The 22,471-nt window shown below is 68.4% G+C and carries 23 protein-coding genes; 13 read left to right on the top strand and 10 right to left on the bottom strand.

The genetic code is table 11. The annotated features are described in order from the left end of the window. Positions 1–2: 2 nt before the first annotated feature. The 3 genes from E3O19_RS09500 to dut are packed head-to-tail and all read right to left on the bottom strand — an operon-like array spanning position 3 to position 1,989. Positions 3–842: a DUF3159 domain-containing protein gene (locus E3O19_RS09500; RefSeq protein ID WP_134567075.1), complete on the bottom strand. Its 840-nt coding sequence runs from the start codon at positions 840–842 to the stop codon at positions 3–5. 29 nt (positions 843–871) lie between these two features. Then, positions 872–1,501, bottom strand: a complete 630-nt coding sequence (locus tag E3O19_RS09495; protein WP_241981291.1) for a DUF3710 domain-containing protein — start codon at positions 1,499–1,501, stop codon at positions 872–874. After that, the gene (dut, locus tag E3O19_RS09490) at positions 1,498–1,989 is read right to left on the bottom strand and encodes a dUTP diphosphatase (RefSeq protein WP_134567073.1); all 492 of its coding nucleotides are present in this window, start codon (positions 1,987–1,989) and stop codon (positions 1,498–1,500) included. Before dut ends, E3O19_RS09495 begins: the two co-directional genes overlap by 4 nt. Positions 1,990–2,027: 38 nt before the next feature. Here dut and E3O19_RS09485 point away from each other — a divergent pair, with 38 nt between their 5' ends. Next, positions 2,028–2,483 (top strand): DUF3093 domain-containing protein, encoded by a 456-nt coding sequence (locus E3O19_RS09485; protein ID WP_134567072.1) that lies wholly within the window; start codon positions 2,028–2,030, stop codon positions 2,481–2,483. Positions 2,484–2,489: 6 nt separating this feature from the next. Here the strand turns inward: E3O19_RS09485 and E3O19_RS09480 are convergent, their stop codons facing one another. Further along, positions 2,490–2,783: a DUF4193 domain-containing protein gene (locus E3O19_RS09480; protein ID WP_066599570.1), complete on the bottom strand. Its 294-nt coding sequence runs from the start codon at positions 2,781–2,783 to the stop codon at positions 2,490–2,492. Between the two features lie 197 nt (positions 2,784–2,980). On the opposite strand from E3O19_RS09480, the gene sepH reads away from it, so the two are divergent. From sepH to E3O19_RS09450, 5 genes are all read left to right on the top strand, one after another. Next, a complete protein-coding gene (gene sepH, locus E3O19_RS09475; protein ID WP_134567071.1) occupies positions 2,981–4,063 on the top strand; it encodes a septation protein SepH in 1,083 nt (360 codons plus the stop codon). 128 nt (positions 4,064–4,191) lie between these two features. Further along, entirely contained in the window at positions 4,192–4,482 is a 291-nt protein-coding gene (locus E3O19_RS09470) for a hypothetical protein (RefSeq protein WP_134567070.1), read from the top strand. Then, a complete protein-coding gene (locus E3O19_RS18825; protein ID WP_134567200.1) occupies positions 4,479–4,769 on the top strand; it encodes a DNA glycosylase AlkZ-like family protein in 291 nt (96 codons plus the stop codon). Before E3O19_RS09470 ends, E3O19_RS18825 begins: the two co-directional genes overlap by 4 nt. A 192-nt stretch (positions 4,770–4,961) precedes the next feature. Further along, a complete protein-coding gene (locus E3O19_RS09460) occupies positions 4,962–6,317 on the top strand; it encodes an FUSC family protein (protein ID WP_338145094.1) in 1,356 nt (451 codons plus the stop codon). 669 nt (positions 6,318–6,986) lie between these two features. Further along, positions 6,987–8,051 (top strand): hypothetical protein, encoded by a 1,065-nt coding sequence (locus E3O19_RS09450; RefSeq protein WP_134567068.1) that lies wholly within the window; start codon positions 6,987–6,989, stop codon positions 8,049–8,051. A 345-nt stretch (positions 8,052–8,396) separates the two neighbouring features. On the opposite strand, the gene E3O19_RS09445 is transcribed toward E3O19_RS09450, so the two are convergent. Together E3O19_RS09445 and E3O19_RS09440 are read right to left on the bottom strand one after the other, a co-directional pair. Then, on the bottom strand, positions 8,397–8,957 hold the full coding sequence (locus E3O19_RS09445; RefSeq protein ID WP_134567067.1) for a YceI family protein: 561 nt from the start codon (positions 8,955–8,957) through the stop codon (positions 8,397–8,399). A gap of 106 nt (positions 8,958–9,063) precedes the next feature. Next, entirely contained in the window at positions 9,064–10,272 is a 1,209-nt protein-coding gene (locus tag E3O19_RS09440) for a glycoside hydrolase family 3 N-terminal domain-containing protein (protein ID WP_134567066.1), read from the bottom strand. Positions 10,273–10,424: 152 nt separating this feature from the next. On the opposite strand from E3O19_RS09440, the gene E3O19_RS09435 reads away from it, so the two are divergent. The 6 genes from E3O19_RS09435 to E3O19_RS09410 all read left to right on the top strand — a co-directional run bounded on the left by E3O19_RS09435 (position 10,425) and on the right by E3O19_RS09410 (position 16,121). Continuing rightward, positions 10,425–11,225, top strand: a complete 801-nt coding sequence (locus tag E3O19_RS09435) for an oxygenase MpaB family protein (RefSeq protein ID WP_338145091.1) — start codon at positions 10,425–10,427, stop codon at positions 11,223–11,225. Positions 11,226–11,265: 40 nt separating this feature from the next. Then, positions 11,266–11,760 (top strand): Lrp/AsnC family transcriptional regulator, encoded by a 495-nt coding sequence (locus E3O19_RS09430; RefSeq protein WP_134567065.1) that lies wholly within the window; start codon positions 11,266–11,268, stop codon positions 11,758–11,760. Between the two features lie 111 nt (positions 11,761–11,871). Continuing rightward, positions 11,872–13,056: a pyruvate dehydrogenase (acetyl-transferring) E1 component subunit alpha gene (pdhA, locus tag E3O19_RS09425; RefSeq protein WP_134567064.1), complete on the top strand. Its 1,185-nt coding sequence runs from the start codon at positions 11,872–11,874 to the stop codon at positions 13,054–13,056. Next, the gene (locus tag E3O19_RS09420) at positions 13,053–14,069 is read left to right on the top strand and encodes an alpha-ketoacid dehydrogenase subunit beta (protein WP_134567063.1); all 1,017 of its coding nucleotides are present in this window, start codon (positions 13,053–13,055) and stop codon (positions 14,067–14,069) included. The genes pdhA and E3O19_RS09420 overlap by 4 nt, the downstream gene beginning before the upstream one ends. Further along, entirely contained in the window at positions 14,066–15,580 is a 1,515-nt protein-coding gene (locus E3O19_RS09415) for a dihydrolipoamide acetyltransferase family protein (protein ID WP_134567062.1), read from the top strand. Before E3O19_RS09420 ends, E3O19_RS09415 begins: the two co-directional genes overlap by 4 nt. Positions 15,581–15,650: 70 nt before the next feature. After that, on the top strand, positions 15,651–16,121 hold the full coding sequence (locus E3O19_RS09410; RefSeq protein WP_134567061.1) for a hypothetical protein: 471 nt from the start codon (positions 15,651–15,653) through the stop codon (positions 16,119–16,121). On the opposite strand, the gene paaZ is transcribed toward E3O19_RS09410, so the two are convergent. From paaZ to E3O19_RS09390, 4 genes are read right to left on the bottom strand one after another with little or no spacing between them, the layout of a single operon-like run. Then, positions 16,118–18,163, bottom strand: a complete 2,046-nt coding sequence (paaZ, locus tag E3O19_RS09405) for a phenylacetic acid degradation bifunctional protein PaaZ (protein ID WP_134567060.1) — start codon at positions 18,161–18,163, stop codon at positions 16,118–16,120. The two genes, E3O19_RS09410 and paaZ, sit on opposite strands and share 4 nt — an antisense overlap. Then, positions 18,160–19,065, bottom strand: coding sequence for a 3-hydroxyacyl-CoA dehydrogenase family protein (locus tag E3O19_RS09400; RefSeq protein ID WP_134567059.1), 906 nt, complete (start codon positions 19,063–19,065; stop codon positions 18,160–18,162). The genes paaZ and E3O19_RS09400 overlap by 4 nt, the downstream gene beginning before the upstream one ends. Then, entirely contained in the window at positions 19,062–19,808 is a 747-nt protein-coding gene (locus tag E3O19_RS09395) for an enoyl-CoA hydratase/isomerase family protein (protein WP_134567058.1), read from the bottom strand. Before E3O19_RS09395 ends, E3O19_RS09400 begins: the two co-directional genes overlap by 4 nt. Beyond that, on the bottom strand, positions 19,809–20,993 hold the full coding sequence (locus tag E3O19_RS09390) for a thiolase family protein (protein ID WP_134567057.1): 1,185 nt from the start codon (positions 20,991–20,993) through the stop codon (positions 19,809–19,811). 119 nt (positions 20,994–21,112) lie between these two features. Here E3O19_RS09390 and E3O19_RS09385 point away from each other — a divergent pair, with 119 nt between their 5' ends. Then, complete coding sequence (locus E3O19_RS09385) at positions 21,113–22,345, top strand: low temperature requirement protein A (RefSeq protein ID WP_198413889.1); 1,233 nt, start codon at positions 21,113–21,115, stop codon at positions 22,343–22,345. Positions 22,346–22,471 lie beyond the last annotated feature (126 nt).

The following is a 22,471-nucleotide window of genomic DNA, read 5'->3' as shown; positions in this document are numbered from 1 at the left end:
GGTCAGGCCCCGCTCGCCCCGGCAGACGTCGTACCCGTATGGCCCGGCGCGGGATAGACGGAACGCACCATCAGCCAGGACACGACCAGGAGCGGGGCATACAACGGAATACCCATGATCAGCTTGGCCGCGCCGAGCCACTCGACATTGCCGGAGAAGTACAGCGGCAGCTGCACGATCAGGCGGAGCGCGAAGAGCGCGGCCCAGCACAGGGTGAGGACAGTGAGCACCCGCCGCTTCGACGGGTCGTCCCGCCACGCGATTCCGTCATTCATCAGGAAGCCGACCGCGAGGCCGAGGATCGGCCAGCCGACAAGGGCCGACACCAGCAGCACCGTCCCGTACGCCCCGTTGGTCCAGAAGCCGGGCAGGAAGGCATCCGCGGCATTGCCGGAGAACAGAGCCAGCACGGCGCTGAACCCGGCGCCGAGCAGGCCGCCGATGGCCGGGGTCACGGTCTGCCGCACCGCGCGGCGGAGCACCGCGAACACGACGCCGATGACCACGGGGGCGATCAGGGATAGTAGAAGCGACTGGTCAGGCAGGGTTGATCGGGTGAACGTGTAGACGACGAGGAAGACCAGGCCGGGCAGCACGGCCTCGACCAGGCCACGGATGCCGCCCATCGCCGCGAGCAGGGCGTGGCCGCTGATCGGCTCGCCGTCGGCGGCGGACGCGAAGCCGGCGCGCCTGGCGGCGGCGGCCATTCCCTGGGCGAAGGTCTCCGGAACCGCGGGGCGGGCCCCGGAACCCGGCGGCGCGCCGGATGCGGGCCCGGCCGGGGCGTCCACCGACGAAGACGCGGCCGGAGGCTCGTCTGGAGGTACCTGTGCGTCCGTCATGCGGGCGTTCTTTCTGCTGGGAGGCCGGTTCAGCCGTCGGTCGGTTCGGCCGCGCCGGCCGGAGTAGACGGCATCCGGAGCGGGATGAGGTCTCGGGGCGGCATCGGCGCCGACCCGCGCACGACGACGATGCTGCGGAAGAGGTCTTCGATCTGGGCGGCCGCCTCCGGGTTGACGGCACCCTCCCCCGCGATCACGCCGCGGAGGAACCACCGGGGGCCGTCGACGCCGATGAAGCGGGCGAGTCGGCTCGATTCGTCGGCGCCGGAGCCGGCCGCGACCGGGATCTCCGCGACGAGTTCGGGGCCGAACGGGCCCTCCCGCAGGGTCGTCGTGCCACCCTGCTTACCGATCTGGTCGGCGATCTGGTCACGGATTTCGTGCCAGAGGCCACTCGACCTCGGGGCGGCGAACGGCTGCACCTGGAGGGTCGAGCCGGCGTAGTCGAGCCCGATTGCGACAACCCGTTTGCTGCCCTCCTCGATCTCAAGGCGCAAGTGGAGACCCTCGCGGGGCAGGATCTTCACGCCGCCGAGGTCGACATAAGGTCGCACGGGGTTCGCCTCGATCTCGTCGAGTGGGCCTTCGGTCTCACGGTCTTCCGGTGCCGACTTGGCCAATAATTCCGGGAATTCTTCCGGCTCAACGATGTCACTCACGGGGTGTCTCCTGATTCTGGGGTGCCGACTGGCCCTGCGGCGCCGGCGGGCTTCCGGCCGAGCCCGGTCGACCCGAATCCGCCTTCCCCGCGCTGGCTGCCTGGCAGCCGTTCGACGGGGATGAAGGCGGCACGGGCCACGGGCATGATGATGAGCTGCGCGATACGGTCGCCGATGGCGATCGGGAATGCGGCAGAAGTATCCGTGTTGAGCAGCGTGACCTTGATCTCGCCGCGGTAGCCGGCATCCACGGTGCCGGGCGCATTGACGATGGTGATTCCGTGCTTCACGGCGAGCCCGCTTCGGGGAACCACGAACGCGGCGTAGCCGTCGGGCAGCGCGATGGCGACACCGGTTCCGACGAGGGCTCGCTCACCGGGGGCCAGGACGAGCGCCTCCGAGGAATGCAGATCTGCCCCGGCATCGCCCGGATGCGCGTAATTCGGGAGGACGGACGCGGTAATCAGGACTTCGACGCTTTCTGCCACGTGTCGAGGGTAGTGCAGAAGTCTGATCGAATAGAGCCATGCCTGAATATCGCGAAAAACTCTGGGCGTCACCTGCGCCTTACGTCGCCACAGCACTTGTCATCCCCGCGAGCATCCTCGTCTTCGCGCCGATCTCGATGCCGGCCGGAATCATCATCGCCGCCGGCCTGTATGCCGCCTGCGTCTTGACCCTGGTGCTCACCTCGCCCGTCGTTGCCGTGAAGGACGGGACTCTGACGGCGGGGAAGGCGACGATTACGACCGATCTGGTCGGCGAGGCAATGCCGTTCGAGGGCGCGGAGGCGACCCTGGAACGAGGACGCCGGCTCGATGCCCGCGCGTGGCTGCTCATCCGTGGCTGGGTCGGCCCGGTCGTGCGCATTCCGATCGTGGATGCGACCGACCCCGCGCCGTACTGGCTGGTGTCGACTCGCCACCCACAGAAATTGGCCGCCGCGATCAATGGATCGCGACGGCCAGTATCAAGTAACTAAGCGCGCTTAGGCGTCGCACTCCAGACAGACCGGACCGAGCTTGGTCTCGTGCGACATCTGCGAGCGGTGCTTCACGAGGAAACACTCAACGCAGGTGAACTCATCGGCCTGCGGGGGCAGGACGACGACATCGAGGTCGAGGTCGGACAGATCGGCGCCGGGAAGATCGAAACCACCGGGGTTGTCTGAGTCGTCGACATCCACGACTCCGGACATCTTGTCGGGTACGCGCTCCTTGAGGGCCTCAATCGACTCAGAGTCGTCTTCGGTCTTTCGCGGTGCGTCGTAATCGGTTGCCATACCCATCCATTTCTTTAACGCCGATAAACGAAATCGGCGGGCATAGTTTCCAACAATCCTGACGGAATAGCAAACTACGCGCCGTCCGTGTTCACCGGCTCAGTCATCAACTTGCGGCACGCCCGGCGTATTCCCCGGAAAAGCGGTGATCTCATGGCAGTCTTGGCGACATCAGTGATCGCGAGAGGGCTTTCGAGATGCAGGAATTGAAAGTTATCGGAGTTGAGAACGGCGCGCTGCTTGCAGCAAGCGAAGATGGGGATCGTTTCCGGATCCCCATCGACGAGGTTCTCCAGTCCCGACTTCGCCAAACCCAGACCGAATCCACGGCTGGGCCGAAGCTATCCCCGCGCGAGGTGCAGGCGCACATTCGTTCGGGCATGTCCGCAGAGGATGTCGCGGCCGTGACCGGAGCGTCCATCGACTTCGTTCGCCGTTTCGAGGGCCCGGTCGTCGCCGAGCGCGAATACATCGTGTCCTGCGCGCTGAGCGTGCCCGTGCATACCGCGATCGACCCCGATCCGATCGAGGGCGGCGCCAATTTCGGAAGCGTCATCCGTGAACGCCTCGCGTCGCTCGGCGCCATCAATGAGCGGTGGGCCAGCTGGAAAGAGCCGGGCGCCGGCTGGATTGTCAAGCTCGCCTTCACCGCGGACGACATCGACCACGATGCGCGCTGGGGCTTCGAGCCGAAGAAGAACTCCCTGTCGCCGGTCGGCAACGAGGCGATCGCACTCTCCCAGCAGGGCGAGCTCAAGGGAGCGCTCATCCCCCGCCTTCGCGCCGTCGGCGCGGAGACGAGCCTGGCCGACGTGTCCCGGTTCGACAGCGGAGCCTTCACGTTCAAGGAGTCCCTGGCCGACGACCTGCTGGCTGACACGGCGCCGCTGCTTGATCCGATCCCGTACTCTCGCCCGGCCGGTACGACGGATGCCGTCTCCAAGGCCGCGATCAAACGCGCCGCCGAACCACCCCAGAGCCTGAGCGAAACCGCCGACCTGCTCGAGTCCCTTCGTCGCCGGCGCGGCGAGCGGGAAGCGGCCGTTTTCGAGCACGACGAAGCCCCCTCGGTGTCCTCCCAGGGCATGCGACTGCTGGAGACCCCGGTGGAGGCGCCCGCGGTGGAACCGACCACCGATCCATCCAGGAACGCCTGGTCAAACCAGGCCGCCACCGGTCAGCCCCGCAACACCGGCAGCCACGGCAAGCGCGGCCGGGCCTCGATGCCCAGCTGGGATGAGATCGTCTTCGGCGCGCGCACGGACGACGACCTCGCCTGAACTCGCCAGTGGGTGCCGAGCCGAAGTGAGATCCCGGTGCGACGGGTACTGGCGGTGAACCGCACAACGGAGCTACAGTTTCTTATCGAACATACGTTCTATTTGGGATGGTAGTGAGGTGGCGCCCCGTGCCGAGGGTGGACGAATCGATCAGGGTCTGGACGAGTGCGGTCGGAGAACCGCAGCGGATGGTCTGGCGCGCGCGCCGGTTCCGGGTGACCGACACCCCGACGACCCTGGTGGGGACCTGCGACTGGTGGAGACCGTTCTCACCGCACGACTTCGGCATCGGGCATCCCCCGTTGCGGATTGCCGGCTGGAGGTTCCAAGCCACGGCCGACGACGGCGAAACCCACGTCTTCGACGTGGAGCACGGCGAAACCGAGGCGGAGTGGCAGCTGGTTCGCACGTTTGACTGACCGAGGCAGGCCTGTCCAAGCCAGAACAGCCGTGGCCCGGACTCTGTCCGGCATACCTGTTCGATGGCACCGATCGCCTCCTCGCCGTGCAGGCGCAGGAGTTCGCGGCCGCCCGGTGTGCCATCGGTGTGCGGGCACCCGGATCATCCGTTTGCGACGTTCTCCAGGCGATCGATGGCGCGCAGATCGTGCGGTCCTGGCCGATGCGCGGCCCCCACCATTGCCTACCGGCGGTAGACCTGGCCTGGACGCTCGGTCTGACGGCCCGCGGGTGTTGCCCGGAATGAAAACCCATCGAGGTCAACTCGGCCCGAACGAGGCGATCCTCGAGCAGGCGAGGGACGCCGCGCTTTCCTCCCTGAACGGGAGCCGTCAGCTGTCCGGGGTCGGTTTCTTCGCCACCCTCGTGTCGGCCGGAATCACCACAACGGGCCGGAGCGGTTACCAATTGATCGCCCGCCTTGACCTGACCGGGCCCGATCTGCTGGGGCAGACAGGTCGGCTCTCGGCAACTGCAGGTACTGCTGGACGACTGTCTACGGGCGCCGCTCCGCTACCTCTCCGGCCACGGACCGGCGACCCTGCAGGATTTCATGGGGTCGTCCCGGCTCACCGTTGCCGAAGTCCAGGTCGGCCTCAATGCAGCTCGCGACCGGCTGATCGAACTGCAGGTGGAGGGCATCACCCAGTTCTGGGCCGCGTCGGATGAACCGCAACCGCAACCCAGCCTGCCGAAACCTTGGAACACGTCGAGCCACCCGGACCGCCGGGCGGCCGGCTCACGCTACCCTGAGCAAGTGAGAATAACGGCCCGCCTGCGATCCACGAGCCGGATCCCGCTACTCCAGGCCGTGAAGACCTCCGTCGCCGTGGGACTTGGCTGGCTCCTGTCACAGGTCCTGCTGCAGACCGACCTGCCCATCTTCGCCGCCATCGCGGCGCTGCTGGTCGTGCAACCGAACATCAACCAGACCCTGGGCCGAGCGGTCGAGCGCAGCCTCGGGGTGATCGGCGGCGTGCTCATCGCCTACGCGATCGGCATCGCCTTCGGCCAGTCCAGCTGGATCGTGCTGCTCGCCATCGTCTTCTGCATCATGCTGGCCTGGGCACTTCGCCTCGCCCCCAGCTCGGCCAGCCAGATCCCGATCAGCGCGATGCTCGTGCTCTCGATCGGGGCGACAACCCCCGAGTACGCACGGGACCGCATCCTGGAGACGATCATCGGGGCGGCCGTCGCGCTCGTCGTCAACGCGCTGATCGTGCCGCCCGTGCTACTCGCACCGGCCCACGACGCCGTCGTGCGGCTCGCACGCGAAGTGGCCGACACCCTCGACCGCATTGTCGACGCCCTCCGATTTCCGCAGCAGGCCAGCCAGATCGAAGAGATGATGATCAAGGCGCGGCTGCTGCGCCCGATGCTGAGCAAGGCCGAGAAGGCAATCAAACAGGCCGAGGAAAGTCTCACCCTCAATCCACGGCATGGGATGCACCGGCGCCTGCTCGATATCGACGAGGAGTTCTACAACCGTCTGATCTCCCTGGTCACGCGCACCATCGGCATGACCAGGTCGCTCAGGGACCACTATGACCACTCGCTCCACCTGGAGCCGACCGTGCTGGCGATCACCGTGGAGCTCAGCCGGGCCGCCCATGACCTCAGGCTCCTGGCGTCGGAGGTCGACCACCCCGATCGAGAGAAGGTGTCCCTGCCCGTCGAGCCGCCGACACTGACCGCCCCACTGTTCATCGCTTTGCCGCATCCGCAGCACTGGATCCTGATCGGCTCGCTGATGGAGGACCTGCGTCGGGTGCGCGAGGAGATCAAGGGCGACTAGGGCAGATCGAGTCCCGGCGGTATCGCCGCCCCCGGCGGTCGAGCCGGCCCGGTGGTCGAGACCGTCGAGCCCAGTGATCGTGCCTGGCCCGGTGGTCGAGCCCGTCAAGACCCGGTGGATAAACTTTCGATTAGTTATCCACAAGACGTGATGTTCACTCATATTTGTGTTCACCTTTTGGTATTCTCGTGGTATGGATTCACCGGCAGATCAGCTCAGGCAGGCAGCGGAGACCGTCGCGCGTCTGGGCTGTTCCAGCGCCGATCTGGAGGCCCTGCCTGATGCTGCGGTGCTGACGGGTCAAGGTCAGATCGCCGTCGCCCGCCGTCTGATCGAACAGTATGCGGCGTGGATGGCCGCGACGATCGCCCACCGGTCCCGGCCGGAGCTGGGCCATTCGGGACTGGCCGCCCGGCAGGAGTTCCTCTCGCCGGAGGCGATGATCCAGAAGGTCACCGGTTCCAGCAAGAATGACGCGTTCGGGTCGCCCAGCGCCGGTGGGACCGGCGACACCGGTGGTGCCGGCGGGCCCGACAGCCCCGACCGTCCTGCCGGTTTCCCGCCCGGTCTCCCGCCTGGTCTCCCGCCTGGTCTCCCGCCCGGTCTCCTGCCTGGTCTCCTGCCCGGTTCAGGCGCTCCCGGGCGTGGCAGGGCCCGATCGCGCGCGCCGTGGCCGCCGGCACGCTCTCCGTCGATGCCGCGGAGTCGATCCGGAAGGGCTTGGGAGATATCGACACCGCTGTCACCGCGGACAAACTCTTTACCACCCTCACCCGGCTGCTTGCGGGTTCATCGCTCTGGAATGCGGCCGAGTGCTTCAAACGGGCCAGGCGGATGCGTGACGACGTTGACGACGCCGGCATCGCCGCCCGGGAGAAACAGGCCTACGACGACCCCCGCAGCACCCAACAGATCGCCGCGGACTCCTCCGTGCAACCACTCAAAATCGCCGGCGAAGTCGAACCCGGAAAAATGCTCGGCGGCCGCCGCCCTGCCGTGCGCGTCATCGTCACCCACAAAGACCTCACCAACGCCAACACCCGCGCCAGTGCTGCCAGCGATGCCAGTGCCAGTGCCAGTGCCGGTGCCGGTGCCGGCGACAGTCCCGGTGCCGGTGCCGGTGCCGGTGCCGGTGCCGGTGCCAGTGCCAGTGCCAGTGCCAGTGCCAGTGCCAGTGCCGGTGCCGGCAACGCAGCCGACTCCCCGGCCGGCACTTCTCCCTCAACTCCCGCAGAAACCGCTGCATCCTCTCCACCGGTCGGCCACGGCTACCTTGAGGGCAGTCCCGCCTCGATCTCCCTCGCCACCATCGAACGACAACTCCGCGACACCGGTGCGCGCGGGATCCTCTTCAACGACACCGGACAGGCACTCGACGTCGGACGAGAACAACGATTCTTCACCGAAAAACAACGCACCACCATGGGCGCACGTGACGGCGGCTGCCTCTGGCCCGACTGCGACCGACTGCGACCGACTGCGACCGACCACCATCCTGGACCAAAGCCCACCACCTCAAAAAATGGCTACTCGAACACGGACTCACCGACCTCGCCGACGGAATCTGCCTCTGCCACCCCCACCACCTACTCCTCCACAACACACACTGGGAAATCCTCCGCAACGCCAACACCTACCGCCTCAAACCACCCACGACACTCGACCCGGAACAAACCCTCATCCCACTCCCCCGCAAGACCCACCTCAAGCTCCGCCAGAACAAGGCGGCCATAAAGCGCGGGGCGAGTCAGCAACCACCCGACTGAGCCAGGTCTCCACTGGCTCGACCACCGCAGGACTGGCTCGACCACCGCAGGACTGGCTCGACCACGCTAGGGCACGCTCAAGCACCGCGGGACACGCTCGACGACGGGGCGGGCTGGACGTCTTGGTCAAGAACAGTTCAACCACCAGCGTTCCAATGCCCTCAATTTCTGGAAGTACACCCGGCCCGTCACGGTGAGGCCCGTCTGGCTGGGCCATCCGAGGCGGGTCGGCGCCACAATGGGGAGTCCTTTTGCCGGCCCGGGCGAGACAAAGGGGCCCCGCCGTAGCAGAGCCCCTGTCGATACCGCCGGATTACGCCTGGTTCAGCGCGGCCTGCAGCTCAAGGGTAATGGTGACCTTTTCGCCGAGGAGAAGGCCGCCGGTCTCGAGGGCCGCGTTGTACTCGAGCCCGAAGTCTGCGCGGGTGACCTCGGTCTTGGCGGTGGCACCGGCCTTGTAGTTGCCGTAGGGGTCAGTGCCGAAGCCGCCGAACTCGAAGTCGAAGGTGACCGGCTTGGTGACGCCCTTGATGGTGAGGTCGCCGTCGATGAGGAAGTCGCCCTTGACGTTACGCACACCGGTGGAAACGAAGTTGATGGAGGGGAAAGTCTCGGCGTCGAAGAAGTCGCCCGTGCGGAGGTGACCGTCGCGGTTAGCCTCGTTGGTGTTGATCGAGGCAACCTCGGCCGTTGCACTGACAGTGCTGTCGAGCGGGTTCTCTGCGGTCACGAATGTCGCGTCAAACTTCTCGAACTTGCCCTTGACCTTGCTTATCATCAGGTGACGGATGCTGAAACCGACCTCGCTGTGGGTGGGATCGATGGTCCAGGTTCCGGCCTTGTATCCGGGGATGTTCGTGATGGTGTCAGTCATTGGTTCTCCTCGAGTCTCAGGCGGTGGATTATCGCCGCCAATTACATGCAATCGCATAGGATCTCGGATTATTCCGAATCCGCTAGTTTTCTTTCGGACCGCCTCGCTATCGCAGCAGCCGGCGGCAGTCGACGCCGCACGGGTCGCCGTGGGCCGAACGCACGGCGAGTCCGCGGCGCAACACCATCAACCGGTAAGCCGCGTCGTCGATCTGGGCCTCCTCGATCCGTCCGGATTCGACGGCGCCGGCGATTCCGGCAACCAGAGCGGGAACGGCGATCCCGACGCGCGCGGGGTCGGCGGGTGTGACGTAGAGCAGCATGGTGTTGCCGGCAGCGATCGCCGCGATGGCATTCTCGGTTGGGTCGGCGTACTCGGGCAGCCCCGTGTCCTGAAGCATCAGCAGGTCGTCGGTGATTGCGATGCCGGTGAAACCGAGCGTGCGGCGCAGGATCGTGTGCCAGGCCGGGGAAAGGCTGGCGGGCCGGGCATCAACGGCCGGATAGGCCAGGTGCCCGAACATGACCACCTGGGCGCCGGCGGCGATGCCGGCCTTGAACGGTGGTGCCACCTGGCTGAGCCATTCCCGATAACCCAGCTCGGTCGACGGAACGCTCCGGTGCGAGTCCCCCTGCGCCGCCCCATGCCCCGGAAAGTGCTTGAGGGTGCTCAGCACCCGGCCACGTTCGCCGGCGACGGCGGCGGCAACCCGCACGGATGCCGTGGCAGGGTCCGTGCCGAGCACCCGGCCGTAGAGGAACGAGTTCGGATCGGCGGTGACATCGGCCACGATGCCGAAGTTGACGCTGACCCCGGCGGACTGAAGCAGGGCGGCGCGACTACGGAAGGCGCCCTCCGTGGCAGGCACGGGCTGGGAGCGCACGGCCTCCGCCCCCGGCGCCTCGTCATTCCTCAGCCGGTCGACCTCGCCGCCCTCCTGGTCGATCCCGATCACGAGCGGAAGCGCTGCGTCGGCGCTCAGCGTCGCGGTCAGCTTGCCGAGGGCCTCTGGGGCTTCCGGCACATTGTCGCCCATCAGGATGAGCCCGCCCAGGCCGTTATCCGCGGCGAAGGAACCGAGCGTGGCGGCATCCGTTCCCGGCTGGTGCAGCATCAGCAGGCTGGAGATCTTCTCGGTCAGCGTCATGGCGGACAGCCGCCGCCGGGCGTTGGCAGCGAGCGGATCGACCCGATCCCTGGCATGAGCCGACGGCACCTGGGCGGGCCCCCGGGCGCCTGTAGCGGGCGACACCGGCGAGCAGCCGCCCAGCAGCACGGAAACGGCAACAGCGGCGGCCAGAGCAACGACGAGCATCGCGCCCCCGCGAGGCCGTCCTGGTCGTCCTCGCCCGGTATCCATCAGTCAAGGTTAGCCCCGCGAACTGTCACGGGAACCCGGCGTCACGATCCTCTCAAGTCGCACTACACTCGTCATCTACAACGGGAGGAACCCGACGGGAGGAAGAAGTGACACGTCGCGACCTGGGCATGCGTGACATCGCCGGCGAGGGCGTGCTCATCGCCGCCGGCGGACGGTCCATCCTGCTGCAGATCGCGAATCCGGCCATTGGGCACGGCGTTGCCCACCACAGCGATTTCGCATCACGGCCCCTCAACCGGCTGCGCGGCACACTCACGTACGTCTACGCCGTGGTCTTCGGCACCCCCTCCGAGGCGGCGAGCGCCAGCCGTCGGGTCAACCGCGCTCACGGCCCGGTCGTCGGCGACGCCGCCAACGGGGCCCCGGCCTACAGCGCGTTCACCCCCGAGCTGCAACTCTGGGTGGCAGCGACCCTGTACGACTCGGCGATCACGATGCGCGAACTCGTCTTCGGTCCTCTGGCGGACGACGTCGCCGACGCCCTCTACCTGGACTACGCCGTTCTCGGCACGGCGCTGCAGGTGCCGACCGAACTGTGGCCGGCTGATCGCGCGGCCTTCGCCGTGTATTTCCGGGACCGGCTCGCCGAACTCCGCACGGATGCAACCACCAGGGCGGTGGCCAGGCAACTCCTGCACCCCCAGACCGGTCCGGGATGGCTCCACCTCCTGATGCCACTGGGCCGTTTCCTCACCGTGGGGCTGCTCCCCCCGCACGTGCGGGACCTGTTTGAACTGGACTGGTCACCGCGCTCGCAGCGTCGTTTCGACCGCCTCCTGGCGTTCACCGCGGTCGTTTACCCACTGTTGCCGCTGCGGCTTCGGCACTGGCCGAAGAACCACTACCTGCGCGAGGTGCGCCAGTCGAGTGAGCCGGCGGTAGTCTGAAGCCTCCCGACCTGAGGACCACCATGACGCAACTGCCGGTATGAGCGATCACTCCCCATCGCCCGCGCCCGCCGGCCTTGATGCCATCGACCGGCGGATAGTCGCCGAACTCAGCAGGGACGCCCGCCTGTCGATGCGCCAGGTCGCTGCCCTCGTGCACATCTCCCGCACGGCGGCCCACACGCGGGTTCAGAACCTTGTGCGCCACGGGGTCATCACCGGCTTCGGAGCCCAGATCGATCCGCGCGCCCTCGGCCTGCACGTGTCCGCCCTGGTAGTGGTCAAGATCGGCGACGTCTCCTGGACCGACATCGCGTCCCGACTCAGCAAGCTGCCCTTCGTCGAGAAGGCTCAGGCGGTCAGCGGCGACATCGATATCATTCTCACGGTGAGCGCGCCCGACCACGAGCAGCTGAGCCAGGCCATCCTGCGAGACATCCACAGTATGCCCGGTGTCATATCCACCCGGTCCCACTTGATTCTCGAGGAGATCGCCGGTCACGCGCCCGCCGAAGCTCCGGACATCTGGCACTGACGCCGCCATGGTTCTCGGACGTTTGGCACGGTAAAGGGCAGGTTCGAGCCAATCGTTCGCATCCGTCTCCGCGGTGTCGTGACCGACCGACCGATGCCCCACGATTGCGTCATGAGCCTCAACGTCGAGAGCCCCGTCGTGTCCACCGCGCCGGCGCCGCAGCCCCTCCGCCTGATCGATGACACCGGCCATGCCGTGACGGACAACGCCGGCGATTTCGTGCTCCCTGACCCCGGCACGCTCCTCGGCCTTTACCGGCAGATGGTTGTGGCACGCCGGTTCGACGTGCAGGTCACCGCGCTCACCCGACAGGGCCGCCTGGCCACCTACCCCTCGGCCCTCGGCCAGGAGGCCTGCGAGATCGCGGCCGTCGCGTCGCTCGATCCGGGCGACTGGCTCTTCCCTACCTACCGGGATAGTATCGCCCTGCTCACCCGGGGGGTGAAGCCCGAACACATCCTCGCCTCGTTCCGCGGTGAGTGGCACAGCGGCTACGACCAATACGAGCACCGGATCGCCCCGCAGGCCACTCCGCTCGCGACCCAGGCGTTGCACGCCGTCGGCCTGGCCACGGCATCCAAGCTCAAGCAGGACAGCACCGTCGCCCTCACCCTGCTCGGTGACGGCGCCACGAGCGAGGGCGACGCGCATGAGGCGCTCAACTTCGCCGCCGTCTGGCAGGCGCCAGTCGTATTCGTGGTGCAGAACAACCAGTTCGCGATCAGCGTGCCGCTCGACAAGCAGATGCGCTGCCGCACCATCGCGGACAAGGCCATCGGCTACGGTATGCCCGGTTTCTACGTCGACGGCAACGACGTCGCCGCGATGTACGCCGTCACCTCCGCGGCCGTCGACCGGGCACGCACGGGCGGTGGGCCGACCCTGGTCGAGGGGCTGACCTACCGGATGGAGGCGCACACCAACTCCGACGACCCGAGCCGTTACCGCGCGGCGGGCGACGTCGACGTCTGGCGGCGGCGCGACCCGATCGAACGCCTGGACACCTACCTGGTCTCCATCGGCGCGCTGAGTGACCAGGAGCGGGCGGGCATCCGTGACGAAGCGGAGGACCTCGCGGCGGCGACCCGGGAATGCATGATGCTGCCGGTGCGGGTGGACCCGCTCGAACTTTTCGACCACGTCTATGCCGACCCGCGGGCCGCGCTCGCCGAACAGCGCGCGTTCCTGGCCGCCGAACTGGCCGAACACGCCGCGCTCGCCGGGCAGCCGCCCGCCACACCCTCAGCGCCGACCACCCCCTCGTCATCCACCACCCCCGCAGGAGCGCACGCATGACACTGCAGAGCACGATCTCCCCAGTGGTCGCCCGCCCGCCCGCCGCCCTCACCATGGCCGCCGCCCTCAACGCGGCAATCCACGACTCGATGCGGGACGACCCGACCGTCGTGCTGTTCGGGGAGGACGTCGGTCCCCTCGGCGGCGTCTTCCGGGTCACCGACGGGCTCTACGCCGAGTTCGGCGAGACCAGGGTGAGCGATTCTCCTCTGGCCGAGTCCGGTATCGTCGGCACCGCGATCGGCATGGCCATCTATGGCTTGCGCCCGGTGGTGGAGATGCAGTTCGACGCGTTCAGCTATCCGGCGTTCGAGCAAATCGTTTCGCACCTCGCCAAGATGCGCAATCGCACCCGGGGGCGGATCTCGCTCCCCATCGTCATCCGTATCCCATACGCGGGCGACATCGGCGGGGTGGAACACCACTCCGACTCGTCCGAGGCGTACTGGAGCGCCACGCCCGGCTTGACGGTCGTGTCGCCGTCCAACCCCGCCGACGCGTATTCGATGTTGCGCGAGGCCATCGCGAGCGACGACCCAGTGATCTTCATGGAGCCCAAGAGCCGCTACTGGATGAAAGAGGTGCTCAGTCTGCCCGTGCAGACCACCCCGATGAACACCGCCGTGGTGCTTCGGGAGGGCACCGACGTCACGCTCATCGCCTACGGTCCGACCGTGAAGACCGCGCTGGCCACCGCTGAGCTGGCCACGGCGGAGGGCCTGTCGATCGAAGTGATCGATCTGCGCAGCCTGTCGCCCTTCGACGACGCCACCGTCGGCGCGTCGCTGCGCAAGACGAGCAGGGCCGCCGTCGTGCACGAGGCCGCGCAGTTCGGCGGGTACGGCGCAGAGGTCGCGGCGCGGCTCACCGAACGCAACTTCTTCCACCTCGCCGCGCCCATCCTGCGGATCACCGGATTCGACATCCCCTATCCGTCCCCCAAGCTCGAGGAATACTTCCTGCCGACCCCCGACCGGATCCTCGCCGCACTCGGCACCTGGGAGTGGTCATGATGACGCACGACTTCATCCTTCCCGACCTCGGCGAGGGCCTGACCGAGGCGGAGATCGTGTCCTGGCTGGTGAGCGTCGGCGACACCATCGCGATCGACCAGCCCGTCGTCGAGGTCGAATCCGCGAAGTCGATCGTGGAACTCCCGTCGCCGTTCGGCGGCGTTGTCGAGGCGCTCTTCGGCGAGACCGGCCAGGTGATCCACTCCGGCCAGGTGCTGCTGAGCGTGACGGATGCCGCGGAGCCGGCCCCGGAATCCGCACCTGTGTCCGCACCCTCCGTCGGGGCAGCACCGGGAACTCTGCCGGCACCCGCGGCCGCAGCTGCGCCCGCCTCGTCATCTGCCGATTCATCTGCCGACTCGCCCGCCGAGTCGGGCGGGGCGTCCGGTGCCGTGCTCGTCGGTTACGGCACGAGTGAGAATACCCGGCCGGTCCGGCGGCCTTCCTCGGCGCGATTCGGCGCCAGGGGAGGTGAACCGTCCCCCCAGCAGATTCTCGTGACGACAGCCGCGGTGATCACTCCCGAGGCCGGCCCGACCCACCCTGGTCTCCCGTCACCGGTCGTCTCCCCGATCGTGCGGAGGCTCGCCCGGGAGAACGGCTTCGACGCGAGCACGCTGCGCGGCAGCGGGCCGAACGACCTGGTCCTGCGCCGCGACGTCGAAGCCCGGATCCACGCCCAGGGCCAGGCAGCAGCAGCCGCAGCAACGGCAGCAACGGCAGCAACGGCAGCAACGGCAGCAACGGCAGCAGCCCCGACGCTGCCACAGGCACGGTCCGCCGCTCCCGCAGCCGCTGCAGAGTTGGGAGCGCCGGCCATCGGGGACACCCGCATCCCGATCACCGGGCTGCGCAAGGTGGTGGCCGAGCGCCTTGCCCAGTCCCGACGGGAGATCCCCGAGGCCACGATCTGGCTCGACGTCGACGCCACCGAGCTCTTCGGTGCCCGGGACCGGCTGCTCGCCGTCACCGGCGAACGCTTCAGCGTAACCGCGCTGATCGCCCGTTTCGTCGTCGAAGGCCTGCGTCGGTACCCGCTCCTCAACGCTTCGGTCGACACCGCCAGCCAGGAGATCCTGGTGCGCGGGGACATCAACCTCGGAATCGCCGCGCAGACTCCACGGGGCCTGATGGTCCCGGTCGTGCACGGCGCCCACGGCCTGACCACCCGGCAGTTGCGGGATTCCATCGCCGGCCTCGTGACGCAGTCACGCGACGGCGCGTTCGCCCCCGGCGCCCTGTCCGGTGGAACGTTCACCCTGAACAACTTCGGTTCCCTCGGCGTGGACGGGTCGGCGGCGATCATCAACCACCCGGAGGCCGCCATCCTGGGCATCGGCCGGATGATCGAACGCCCGTGGGTGGTCGACCACGAGCTGGCGGTGCGGACCGTCGTCGAACTGTCCATGGTCTTCGACCACCGGGTCTGCGACGGCGATACGGCTGCGGGGTTCCTCACCTTTGTCGCGCGCTGCATCGAATCCCCCGTTTCCCTGCTCGCCGACCTCTGAGGCCCGCATTCGGCACGCACCGACTGAAAATTCCTGAGTCTTACTCACCTCAATCTGCCACGATGGAGAGGTGAAATCGTTACAGGACCGGTGGGGTGACGCCGCCGCGCGGGTCGGGCGCCGCGGGCGACCGATCGTCGTGCTCGCGGCGGCGGCCGGGGCGGCCTACCCGGTGGCCAACTTCCTCTTCGCCTACCAGGGTGGGCGCGGCCCGGCCCTGGCCGGGGGCATGGCCGCCCTGGGCGCCGGCCTCGGGCTCCTGCTCGGTGCCTTCGTCGGGCTGGCAGCCCTCGTGGGTGCGGTCCTGGGCGCATCCGCGGCCGCGCACTACGGTTCGCTTGGGGCGGTGCGGCTGTCCAGTGCGTGCACCGCGGCGGCGGCCGTGCTGTTCTGCTGGAGCCTGCTCGTGCTGCTTCCGGCCGCGCTGGGCCCGAATCCGCTCACCGTCGTCGACGTCATTGCTGTGGCGACAACGACGGTGCTGACCTTCCTCTTCTTCGCGCTGCTCAGCTCCTCCGGTTCCCGGCGACGGCGCCCCTAGTTCTTGCTGACCAGGGTGAGCACGTCGTAGCTGGCGACGACCTCATCGTTCTGGTTGTGCAACACGGCGTCCCAACAGACCTCGCCGTAGTCCTCCGTCTCGCGCGGGGTGATCCGCTTGGCGGTGAGGGTGACCCGGATGCTGTCGCCCGGGGAGACCGGGGTGACGAACCGGAGTCGGTCCAACCCGGAGTTCGCGAGCACGGGTCCGGGGGCCGCATCCACGAACAGCCCGGCGGCCCACGAGACCAGGAGGTAGCCGTGGGCGACGATCCCGGGGAAGAACGGGTTCGCCGAGGCCGCCTCAGCATCGGTGTGCGCGTAGAACTTGTCGCCGGTGGCTTCGGCGAACGCGGTGATGTCCGCAAGGTTCACGGTGCGCGGCCCGCCCTGCACCTGGTCACCCACCCGCAGCACTGCGAGGGACTTGCGGAACGGGTGGATCCCGTGCCGCACCGCAGCACCGGTGTGCCACTGGCCGGTGATCGCCGTGAGCATGTCGGGCGAACCCTGGATGGCCGTGCGCTGCATGTGGTGCAGCACCGAGCGGATGCCGCCCAGCTCCTCACTGCCGCCGGCCCGGCCCGGCCCGCCGTGCACCAGATGCGGCACGGGTGCGCCGTGGCCGGTGCTGCTGCGCGCGTCGATCCGGTCGAGCATCAGCACCCGTCCGTGGTGGGCGGCGATCCCGAGCACCAGGGCGCGGGCGACGTTCGGGTCGTGGGTGGCGACCGTCGCCACCAGCGAACCTCCGCCCAGGGCGGCCAGGGCGACGGCGTGGTCCAGGTCGGTGTACTCGATGATCGACGCGACCGGACCGAACGCCTCGATCTCGTGTACGGCGGGGCTCTCGGCGTCGTCGAAGGCGAGAAGCAGCGGCCCCACGAAGGCGCCGCCCGGGTCGGTGCCGGCCGGGGCATCCGTGGAGCCCATCACGATCCGGCCACCGCCCTCGACCAGGCGCGCGACGCTGGAGAGCACCTCCCGCCGCTGGTCAAGGCTGGCCAGGGGACCCATGGTGACCCCGTCAGCGCGCGGATCTCCGACCCTGACCCGGCGCTCCACTCGCTCGGCCACGGCCGCGACGATCTCGTCGCGCCGCCCGGACGGAACAATCAGCCGGCGGATGCTCGTGCACTTCTGGCCGGCCTTGCTGGTCATCTCGGTGACGGCGGAGGCGACGTAGGCGTCGAACTCGGCCGTGCCCTTAGTGGCGTCCGGACCCAGGATCGCCGCGTTGAGGGAGTCGGTCTCGCTGGTGAACCGCACCCCGCCCTCGACCACATTCGGGTGTGCCTTGAGGCTGCGCGCGGTCCCGGCTGAACCGGTGAAGGCGACGAGGTCGCGGTAATCGAGGTGGTCGATCAGGTCGCGGGCGCTGCCGGAGACGAGCTGCAGGGTGCCGGGTGGCAGTATCCCGGAGGCGATGATGTGACGAACGACCGCCTCGGTGAGGTACCCGGTCGGCGAGGCCGGTTTGACGATCGAGGGCACCCCGGCGATGAACGCCGGGGCGAACTTCTCGAGCATCCCCCAGACCGGGAAGTTGAACGCGTTGATCTGGCAGGCCACCCCGGGGATGCGGGTGAAGATGTGCTGGCCGCTGAACGAGCCGTCCCGCGACAGCGCCTCGACGTCGCCGTCGACGTAGACCTGGCTGTTGGGCATCTCCCGCCGACCCTTCGACGACAGGGTGAACAGCACGCCGATGCCGCCGTCGATGTCGACCATCGAGTCGTACCGGGTGGCTCCGGTGCGGGCGGAGAGCGTGTATAGCTCATCCTTGACGCCGCTCAGATATTGGGCGAGCTGTTTGAGCAGGATGGCACGCTGATGAAAGGTGAGCCGGCCGAGCGAGGCCTGGCCGACCGTGCGGGCGTGCTCGACCACATCGGCGAGGTCGAGTCCCTCACTGCTGACCGAGGCGACCTCCTCGCCGGTGCTGGCGTCGAGCACGAGCTGGGACCGGGAGCCGTCCGCCGGGGTCCACCAGGAGTCCAGGACGTAGCTGGGCACGATCGTGCCGGTGCTGAGGAGAGTCATGATGCGTCCTTCCAATCGAAGAATCCACGGCCGCTCTTGCGTCCGAGGTCGCCGCGCGCGACGAGGTCGCGCAGCAGCTGCGGCGGAGCGAACCTCTCGCCGAGGGTGGAGTGCAGGTGCTCGGCGATGCCGAGGCGCACGTCGAGTCCGACCAGGTCGGTGGTGCGGAGCGGGCCAACCGGGTGCTTGTAGCCGAGCACCATGGCCGCGTCGATGTCGGCGGGGCTGGCGACGCCCTCTTCGACCATCCGGATGGCCTCGAGCGCGATCGCGACGCCGAGCCGCGAACTGGCGAAGCCGGGCGAGTCGCGCACCAGGATCGGCGTCTTGCCGAGGGCGGAGACCCAGCCGGCGGCCAGGGCGACGAGTTCGGGGCTGGTGGCCGCCCCCGTCACCACCTCGATCAGGGTCGAGACCGGAACCGGGTTGAAGAAGTGCAGCCCGATGAACCGGGCCGGGCGTTCGAGCACACCGGCGAGGTCGGTGATCGAGAGCGACGAGGTGTTCGAGGCCAGCCAGGCGTCGGGGGCCAGATGAGCCTCCACGCTGCGAAGCGCCTGCGACTTCAGCGACACGACCTCCGGCACGGCCTCGACGACAAGCCCGGCTCCGGCGAACGCCGAGGCGTCCGTGGCAACGCTGAGCCGGTCGGCGAAGGAGGACCGTGCGCCCTCGATCGCGCCGAGGCGGAGGGCGGTGTCGACGGCACCGAGCACTCGCTCGTGTGCCGCGGCGGCCGCGTCCGCATCGCGCTCGACGACGGTGACGTGCGAACCGGCGACGAGGAAGGCGTGGGCGATGCCCGCACCCATCCGTCCGCCGCCGAGAACGCCGACCTGGCTGGGAACGACGGCGGGCGCCTCGGTGTTCTGGTGGGCCGTGGTGCCGGGGGCGAGCGTCATCGTTTCTTCCTCTCCAGGAATGCGGTCATTCGGGCGAATTTTTCCTCGGATTCGAAGAGGACGGCCTGGGCCTCGTTGTCGGCGCGCGGATGCCGGGCGCGCGGCACGTGGAAGACCTCCTTGGCGAACTGGGTGGCGAGGGGGTCCTGGGCGGCAATCCGATCCGCGAGGGCGTGGGCGGCGCCCAGGAGCAGCTCCGCGGGGTGCACCTCGGTGACCAGTCGCACGGCGAGTGCCTCCTCGGCAGTGAGGATGCGGCCGGCCAGGATGATCTCCTTCGCGACGGGTTCACCGACGAGCTCGGCCAGTCGCCAGAGCGCCCCGGCTGCGGGGATGATGCCGAGCGCGGTCTCCGGGTTGCCGAGCCGGGCCGTTTCGGAGGCGATCCGGAAGTCGGCCGCGTAGGCGAGTTCAGCCCCGCCGCCGAGCGCCCAACCGTCGATCGCGGCGATCACCGGCATCGGCAGGCGGGCGATCCGCTCGAACAGTTCCGAGTTGATGCCCTTCAGGGCGTCGTCGCGGCGCCGCTCCCTGAGCTGGGCGATGTCGGCGCCGGAGGCGAAGACCCCGGCGGAACCGCAGAGGATCAGGATCCTCGGCCCGCGTTCCAGCTCGCCGCAGAGCAAGTGAAGTTCGTCGACCATGGCCTGGTCGATTGCGTTGCGCACGTCGGGGCGGTTCAGCTGTACCTGCACCCGGTCCGGGCGGCGTTCGACGAGCAGGGTGCTGAATTCCCGGGGCATCTAGACACTCTCCACGATGAGGGCCGAGCCCTGGCCGACGCCGACGCACATGGTGGCGAGGCCGCGCCTGGCGCCCTCGCGTTCCATCCGGCCGAGGAGGGTGACCAGGATGCGCGCCCCGGACGACCCGAGCGGGTGCCCGAGGGCGATCGCGCCGCCGTTGCGGTTGACGATCTCCGGATCGAGACCGAGGCGACGGATGCACGCCAGCGACTGGGTGGCGAAGGCCTCGTTGAGTTCGACCGCGTCCAGGTCTCCGATGCCCAGGCCGAGCCGGCGCAGGAGCTTCTCGGTGGCGGGCACGGGTCCGAGGCCCATCGTCTCCGGCGCGACCCCTGCGCTGGCGCCGCCGGCGACTCGGGCCTGGGGGGTCAGGCCGAGGCGTTCGATGGCCGCCTCGCTGGCCACGACGATGGCGGATGCCCCATCGTTGAGCGAGCTGGCGTTGCCGGCTGTGACAATTCCGCCGGGGCGCACGACCGAGCGCAGGCCTGCCAGACGTTCGAGGGTGGTGTCCGCCCTGGGACCCTCGTCGGAGTCGACGAGACCGGCCCGGGTGGGCACCGGCACGATCTCGGGGGCGAAGGTGCCGTTCTGCCGGGCGTCGACGGCAAGCCGGTGCGAGCGCAGGGCGAACGCGTCGGCATCCGCCCGGCTGATGCCGTCGAGCGCGGCGACCTCCTCGGCGGTTTCCGACATGGTGAAGGTGGCCTTGTCGCGCGCGCTGAGCCGCGGGTTGGCGAAGCGCCAACCGATCGACGTGTCGACGATCTCGCCCGGTTTGGCCCAGGCCTTTTCAGGTTTGGCGAGCACCCAGGGTGCCCTCGTCATCGACTCGACGCCGCCGGCGATGACCAGGTCGGCCTCGCCTGCCTTGATCATGCTGGCGGCCAGGTGCACCGCGGAGAGGCCGGAGGCGCAGAGCCGGTTGACGGTGATCCCGGGGATGCTGTCGGGCAGCCCCGCGAGGAGCACGGCCATCCGGGCGACGTTGCGGTTGTCCTCGCCGGCCTGGTTGGCCGCGCCCATGATCACCTCGTCGATCAGGAGCGGGTCGAGGCCGGAACGGCTCACCACGGCCGAGAGCACGAGTGCGGCAAGGTCATCGGGGCGAACGCCGGCAAGCGCCCCGCCGTATCGGCCGATGGGAGTGCGAACACCATCTACGAGGAATGCTTCTGGCATGGCTTCATCACCTTTGATCGCCGTATTACTTACTGACCGTTCGTTCCGTAAAGAATGACACAGAAACGACGGATGGGGCAACCGACTCTCCGGCCAGGCAGGTCGGGCAGACTGGGGTCGTGATTCACCGACCGAACGATGCGACGCATCCACCCATGCCCGCGCTGGCGCTCCACCGCAATCTAGCCCGGCCCACCGACCATCCGCGCACCGATAGGGTCACCTACGTCGAGCTGTTCTTCGACCTCGTCTTCGTCTTCGCCCTCACCCAGCTATCGCGCTTCCTCTACGAGAACCAGTCCTGGGTCGGCGCGCTCGAGTCCGCGACTCTGGTGTTGGCGTTGTGGTGGGTGTGGGTGCACACGACCTGGGTGACGAACGTGCTCGACCCGGCCCGGTTGCCGGTGCGCCTGGTCGTGATCGGGCTGTCCGTCGTCGGCCTGCTCCTGAGCGTGTCGATCGGCGAGTCGTTCGGCGACCGCGGCCTCGTCTTCGCCCTCGCGTACGTGGCGCTGCAACTGGGTCGCACCGTCTTCATGATGCTGGCCCTGGCACGCCACGACCGGGTGTTGTACTGGAATTTCCTGCGCATTCTGGTCTGGCTCTCGGTGGCAGGCGTCTGCTGGATCGTGGGCGCGCTGCTGCCGCTGGAGTTCCGGCTGCCCCTGTGGATCGCCGGGCTCCTGGTCGAGTACGTCTCGGCGAGCATCGGCTTTCGGGTGCCGGGGCTCGGCCGGTCCGGCCTCGACGACTGGGATCTCTCCGGCCCGCACATCGCGGAGCGCAGCGCCCTGTTCGTGATCATCGCGCTGGGCGAATCCATCCTCGTCACCGGTTTCGCGTTTGTCGACCAGGAAGCGTCGGTTCCTGGCGTGCTGGGTCTGCTCCTCGCCTTCACCAGCGGCGTGGCGATGTGGTGGCTGTACTTCGACCACGGCGAGCGGGCCGGAAGCCGCACCATCGCCGCCTCGGCCGAGCCCGGCAGGATCGCTCGCCTCGCCTACACCTACGTGCACGCGATCATCATCGCCGGCATCGTGCTGGCCAGCGTCGCCGACAAGGAGATTCTCGCGCATCCGTACGATTCGATGCGCCTGTCGACGGCCGTCGTCATCGCCGGCGGCCCCTTCATCTACCTCGTCGGGCTCCAACTGTTCCGCTGGATCGTCACCCGGGAGGTTTTGGCCTCACACCTCGCCGGGATCGCACTGTTGGTGCTGGCGTTCGCCGCCGCCGGGTCTGTATCGCCGCTTGCCCTCGCGGGCCTGTGCACTGCCGTGCTGGTGCTCGTCGCCGGCAGCGAAACCATCGTGCGGCTCCGAGCCGGCACAACCGACGACGACGCCGGCTGACCTCGCCCCCGTTCAACTCCCTGCTCGCGAGAGTGCACTTGTGGCCCCTTCGGGAGGCGCATGGGGGCGAAAAGTGCACTCTCGCGGTGACACGGAGTGGTTAAACGGAGCGGCGGAGCGGCGGAG

Source organism: Cryobacterium algoritolerans (assembly GCF_004402785.1).
GTDB lineage: Bacteria > Actinomycetota > Actinomycetes > Actinomycetales > Microbacteriaceae > Cryobacterium > Cryobacterium algoritolerans.
Note: the sequence above shows the minus strand (reverse complement) of the source record. Positions and strands in the feature narration are given on the sequence as shown.

Excerpts from the sequence above, each read along its gene's own strand:
- E3O19_RS09500 (WP_134567075.1), bottom strand. The coding sequence starts at position 842 with ATGACGGACGCACAGGTACCTCCAGACGAGCCTCCGGCCGCGTCTTCG.
- E3O19_RS09485 (WP_134567072.1), top strand. The coding sequence starts at position 2,028 with ATGCCTGAATATCGCGAAAAACTCTGGGCGTCACCTGCGCCTTACGTC.
- E3O19_RS09480 (WP_066599570.1), bottom strand. The coding sequence starts at position 2,783 with ATGGCAACCGATTACGACGCACCGCGAAAGACCGAAGACGACTCTGAG.
- sepH (WP_134567071.1), top strand. The coding sequence starts at position 2,981 with ATGCAGGAATTGAAAGTTATCGGAGTTGAGAACGGCGCGCTGCTTGCA.
- E3O19_RS09445 (WP_134567067.1), bottom strand. The coding sequence starts at position 8,957 with ATGACTGACACCATCACGAACATCCCCGGATACAAGGCCGGAACCTGG.
- E3O19_RS09440 (WP_134567066.1), bottom strand. The coding sequence starts at position 10,272 with ATGCTCGTCGTTGCTCTGGCCGCCGCTGTTGCCGTTTCCGTGCTGCTG.
- E3O19_RS09430 (WP_134567065.1), top strand. The coding sequence starts at position 11,266 with ATGAGCGATCACTCCCCATCGCCCGCGCCCGCCGGCCTTGATGCCATC.
- pdhA (WP_134567064.1), top strand. The coding sequence starts at position 11,872 with ATGAGCCTCAACGTCGAGAGCCCCGTCGTGTCCACCGCGCCGGCGCCG.
- E3O19_RS09420 (WP_134567063.1), top strand. The coding sequence starts at position 13,053 with ATGACACTGCAGAGCACGATCTCCCCAGTGGTCGCCCGCCCGCCCGCC.
- E3O19_RS09415 (WP_134567062.1), top strand. The coding sequence starts at position 14,066 with ATGATGACGCACGACTTCATCCTTCCCGACCTCGGCGAGGGCCTGACC.
- paaZ (WP_134567060.1), bottom strand. The coding sequence starts at position 18,163 with ATGACTCTCCTCAGCACCGGCACGATCGTGCCCAGCTACGTCCTGGAC.
- E3O19_RS09400 (WP_134567059.1), bottom strand. The coding sequence starts at position 19,065 with ATGACGCTCGCCCCCGGCACCACGGCCCACCAGAACACCGAGGCGCCC.
- E3O19_RS09395 (WP_134567058.1), bottom strand. The coding sequence starts at position 19,808 with ATGCCCCGGGAATTCAGCACCCTGCTCGTCGAACGCCGCCCGGACCGG.
- E3O19_RS09390 (WP_134567057.1), bottom strand. The coding sequence starts at position 20,993 with ATGCCAGAAGCATTCCTCGTAGATGGTGTTCGCACTCCCATCGGCCGA.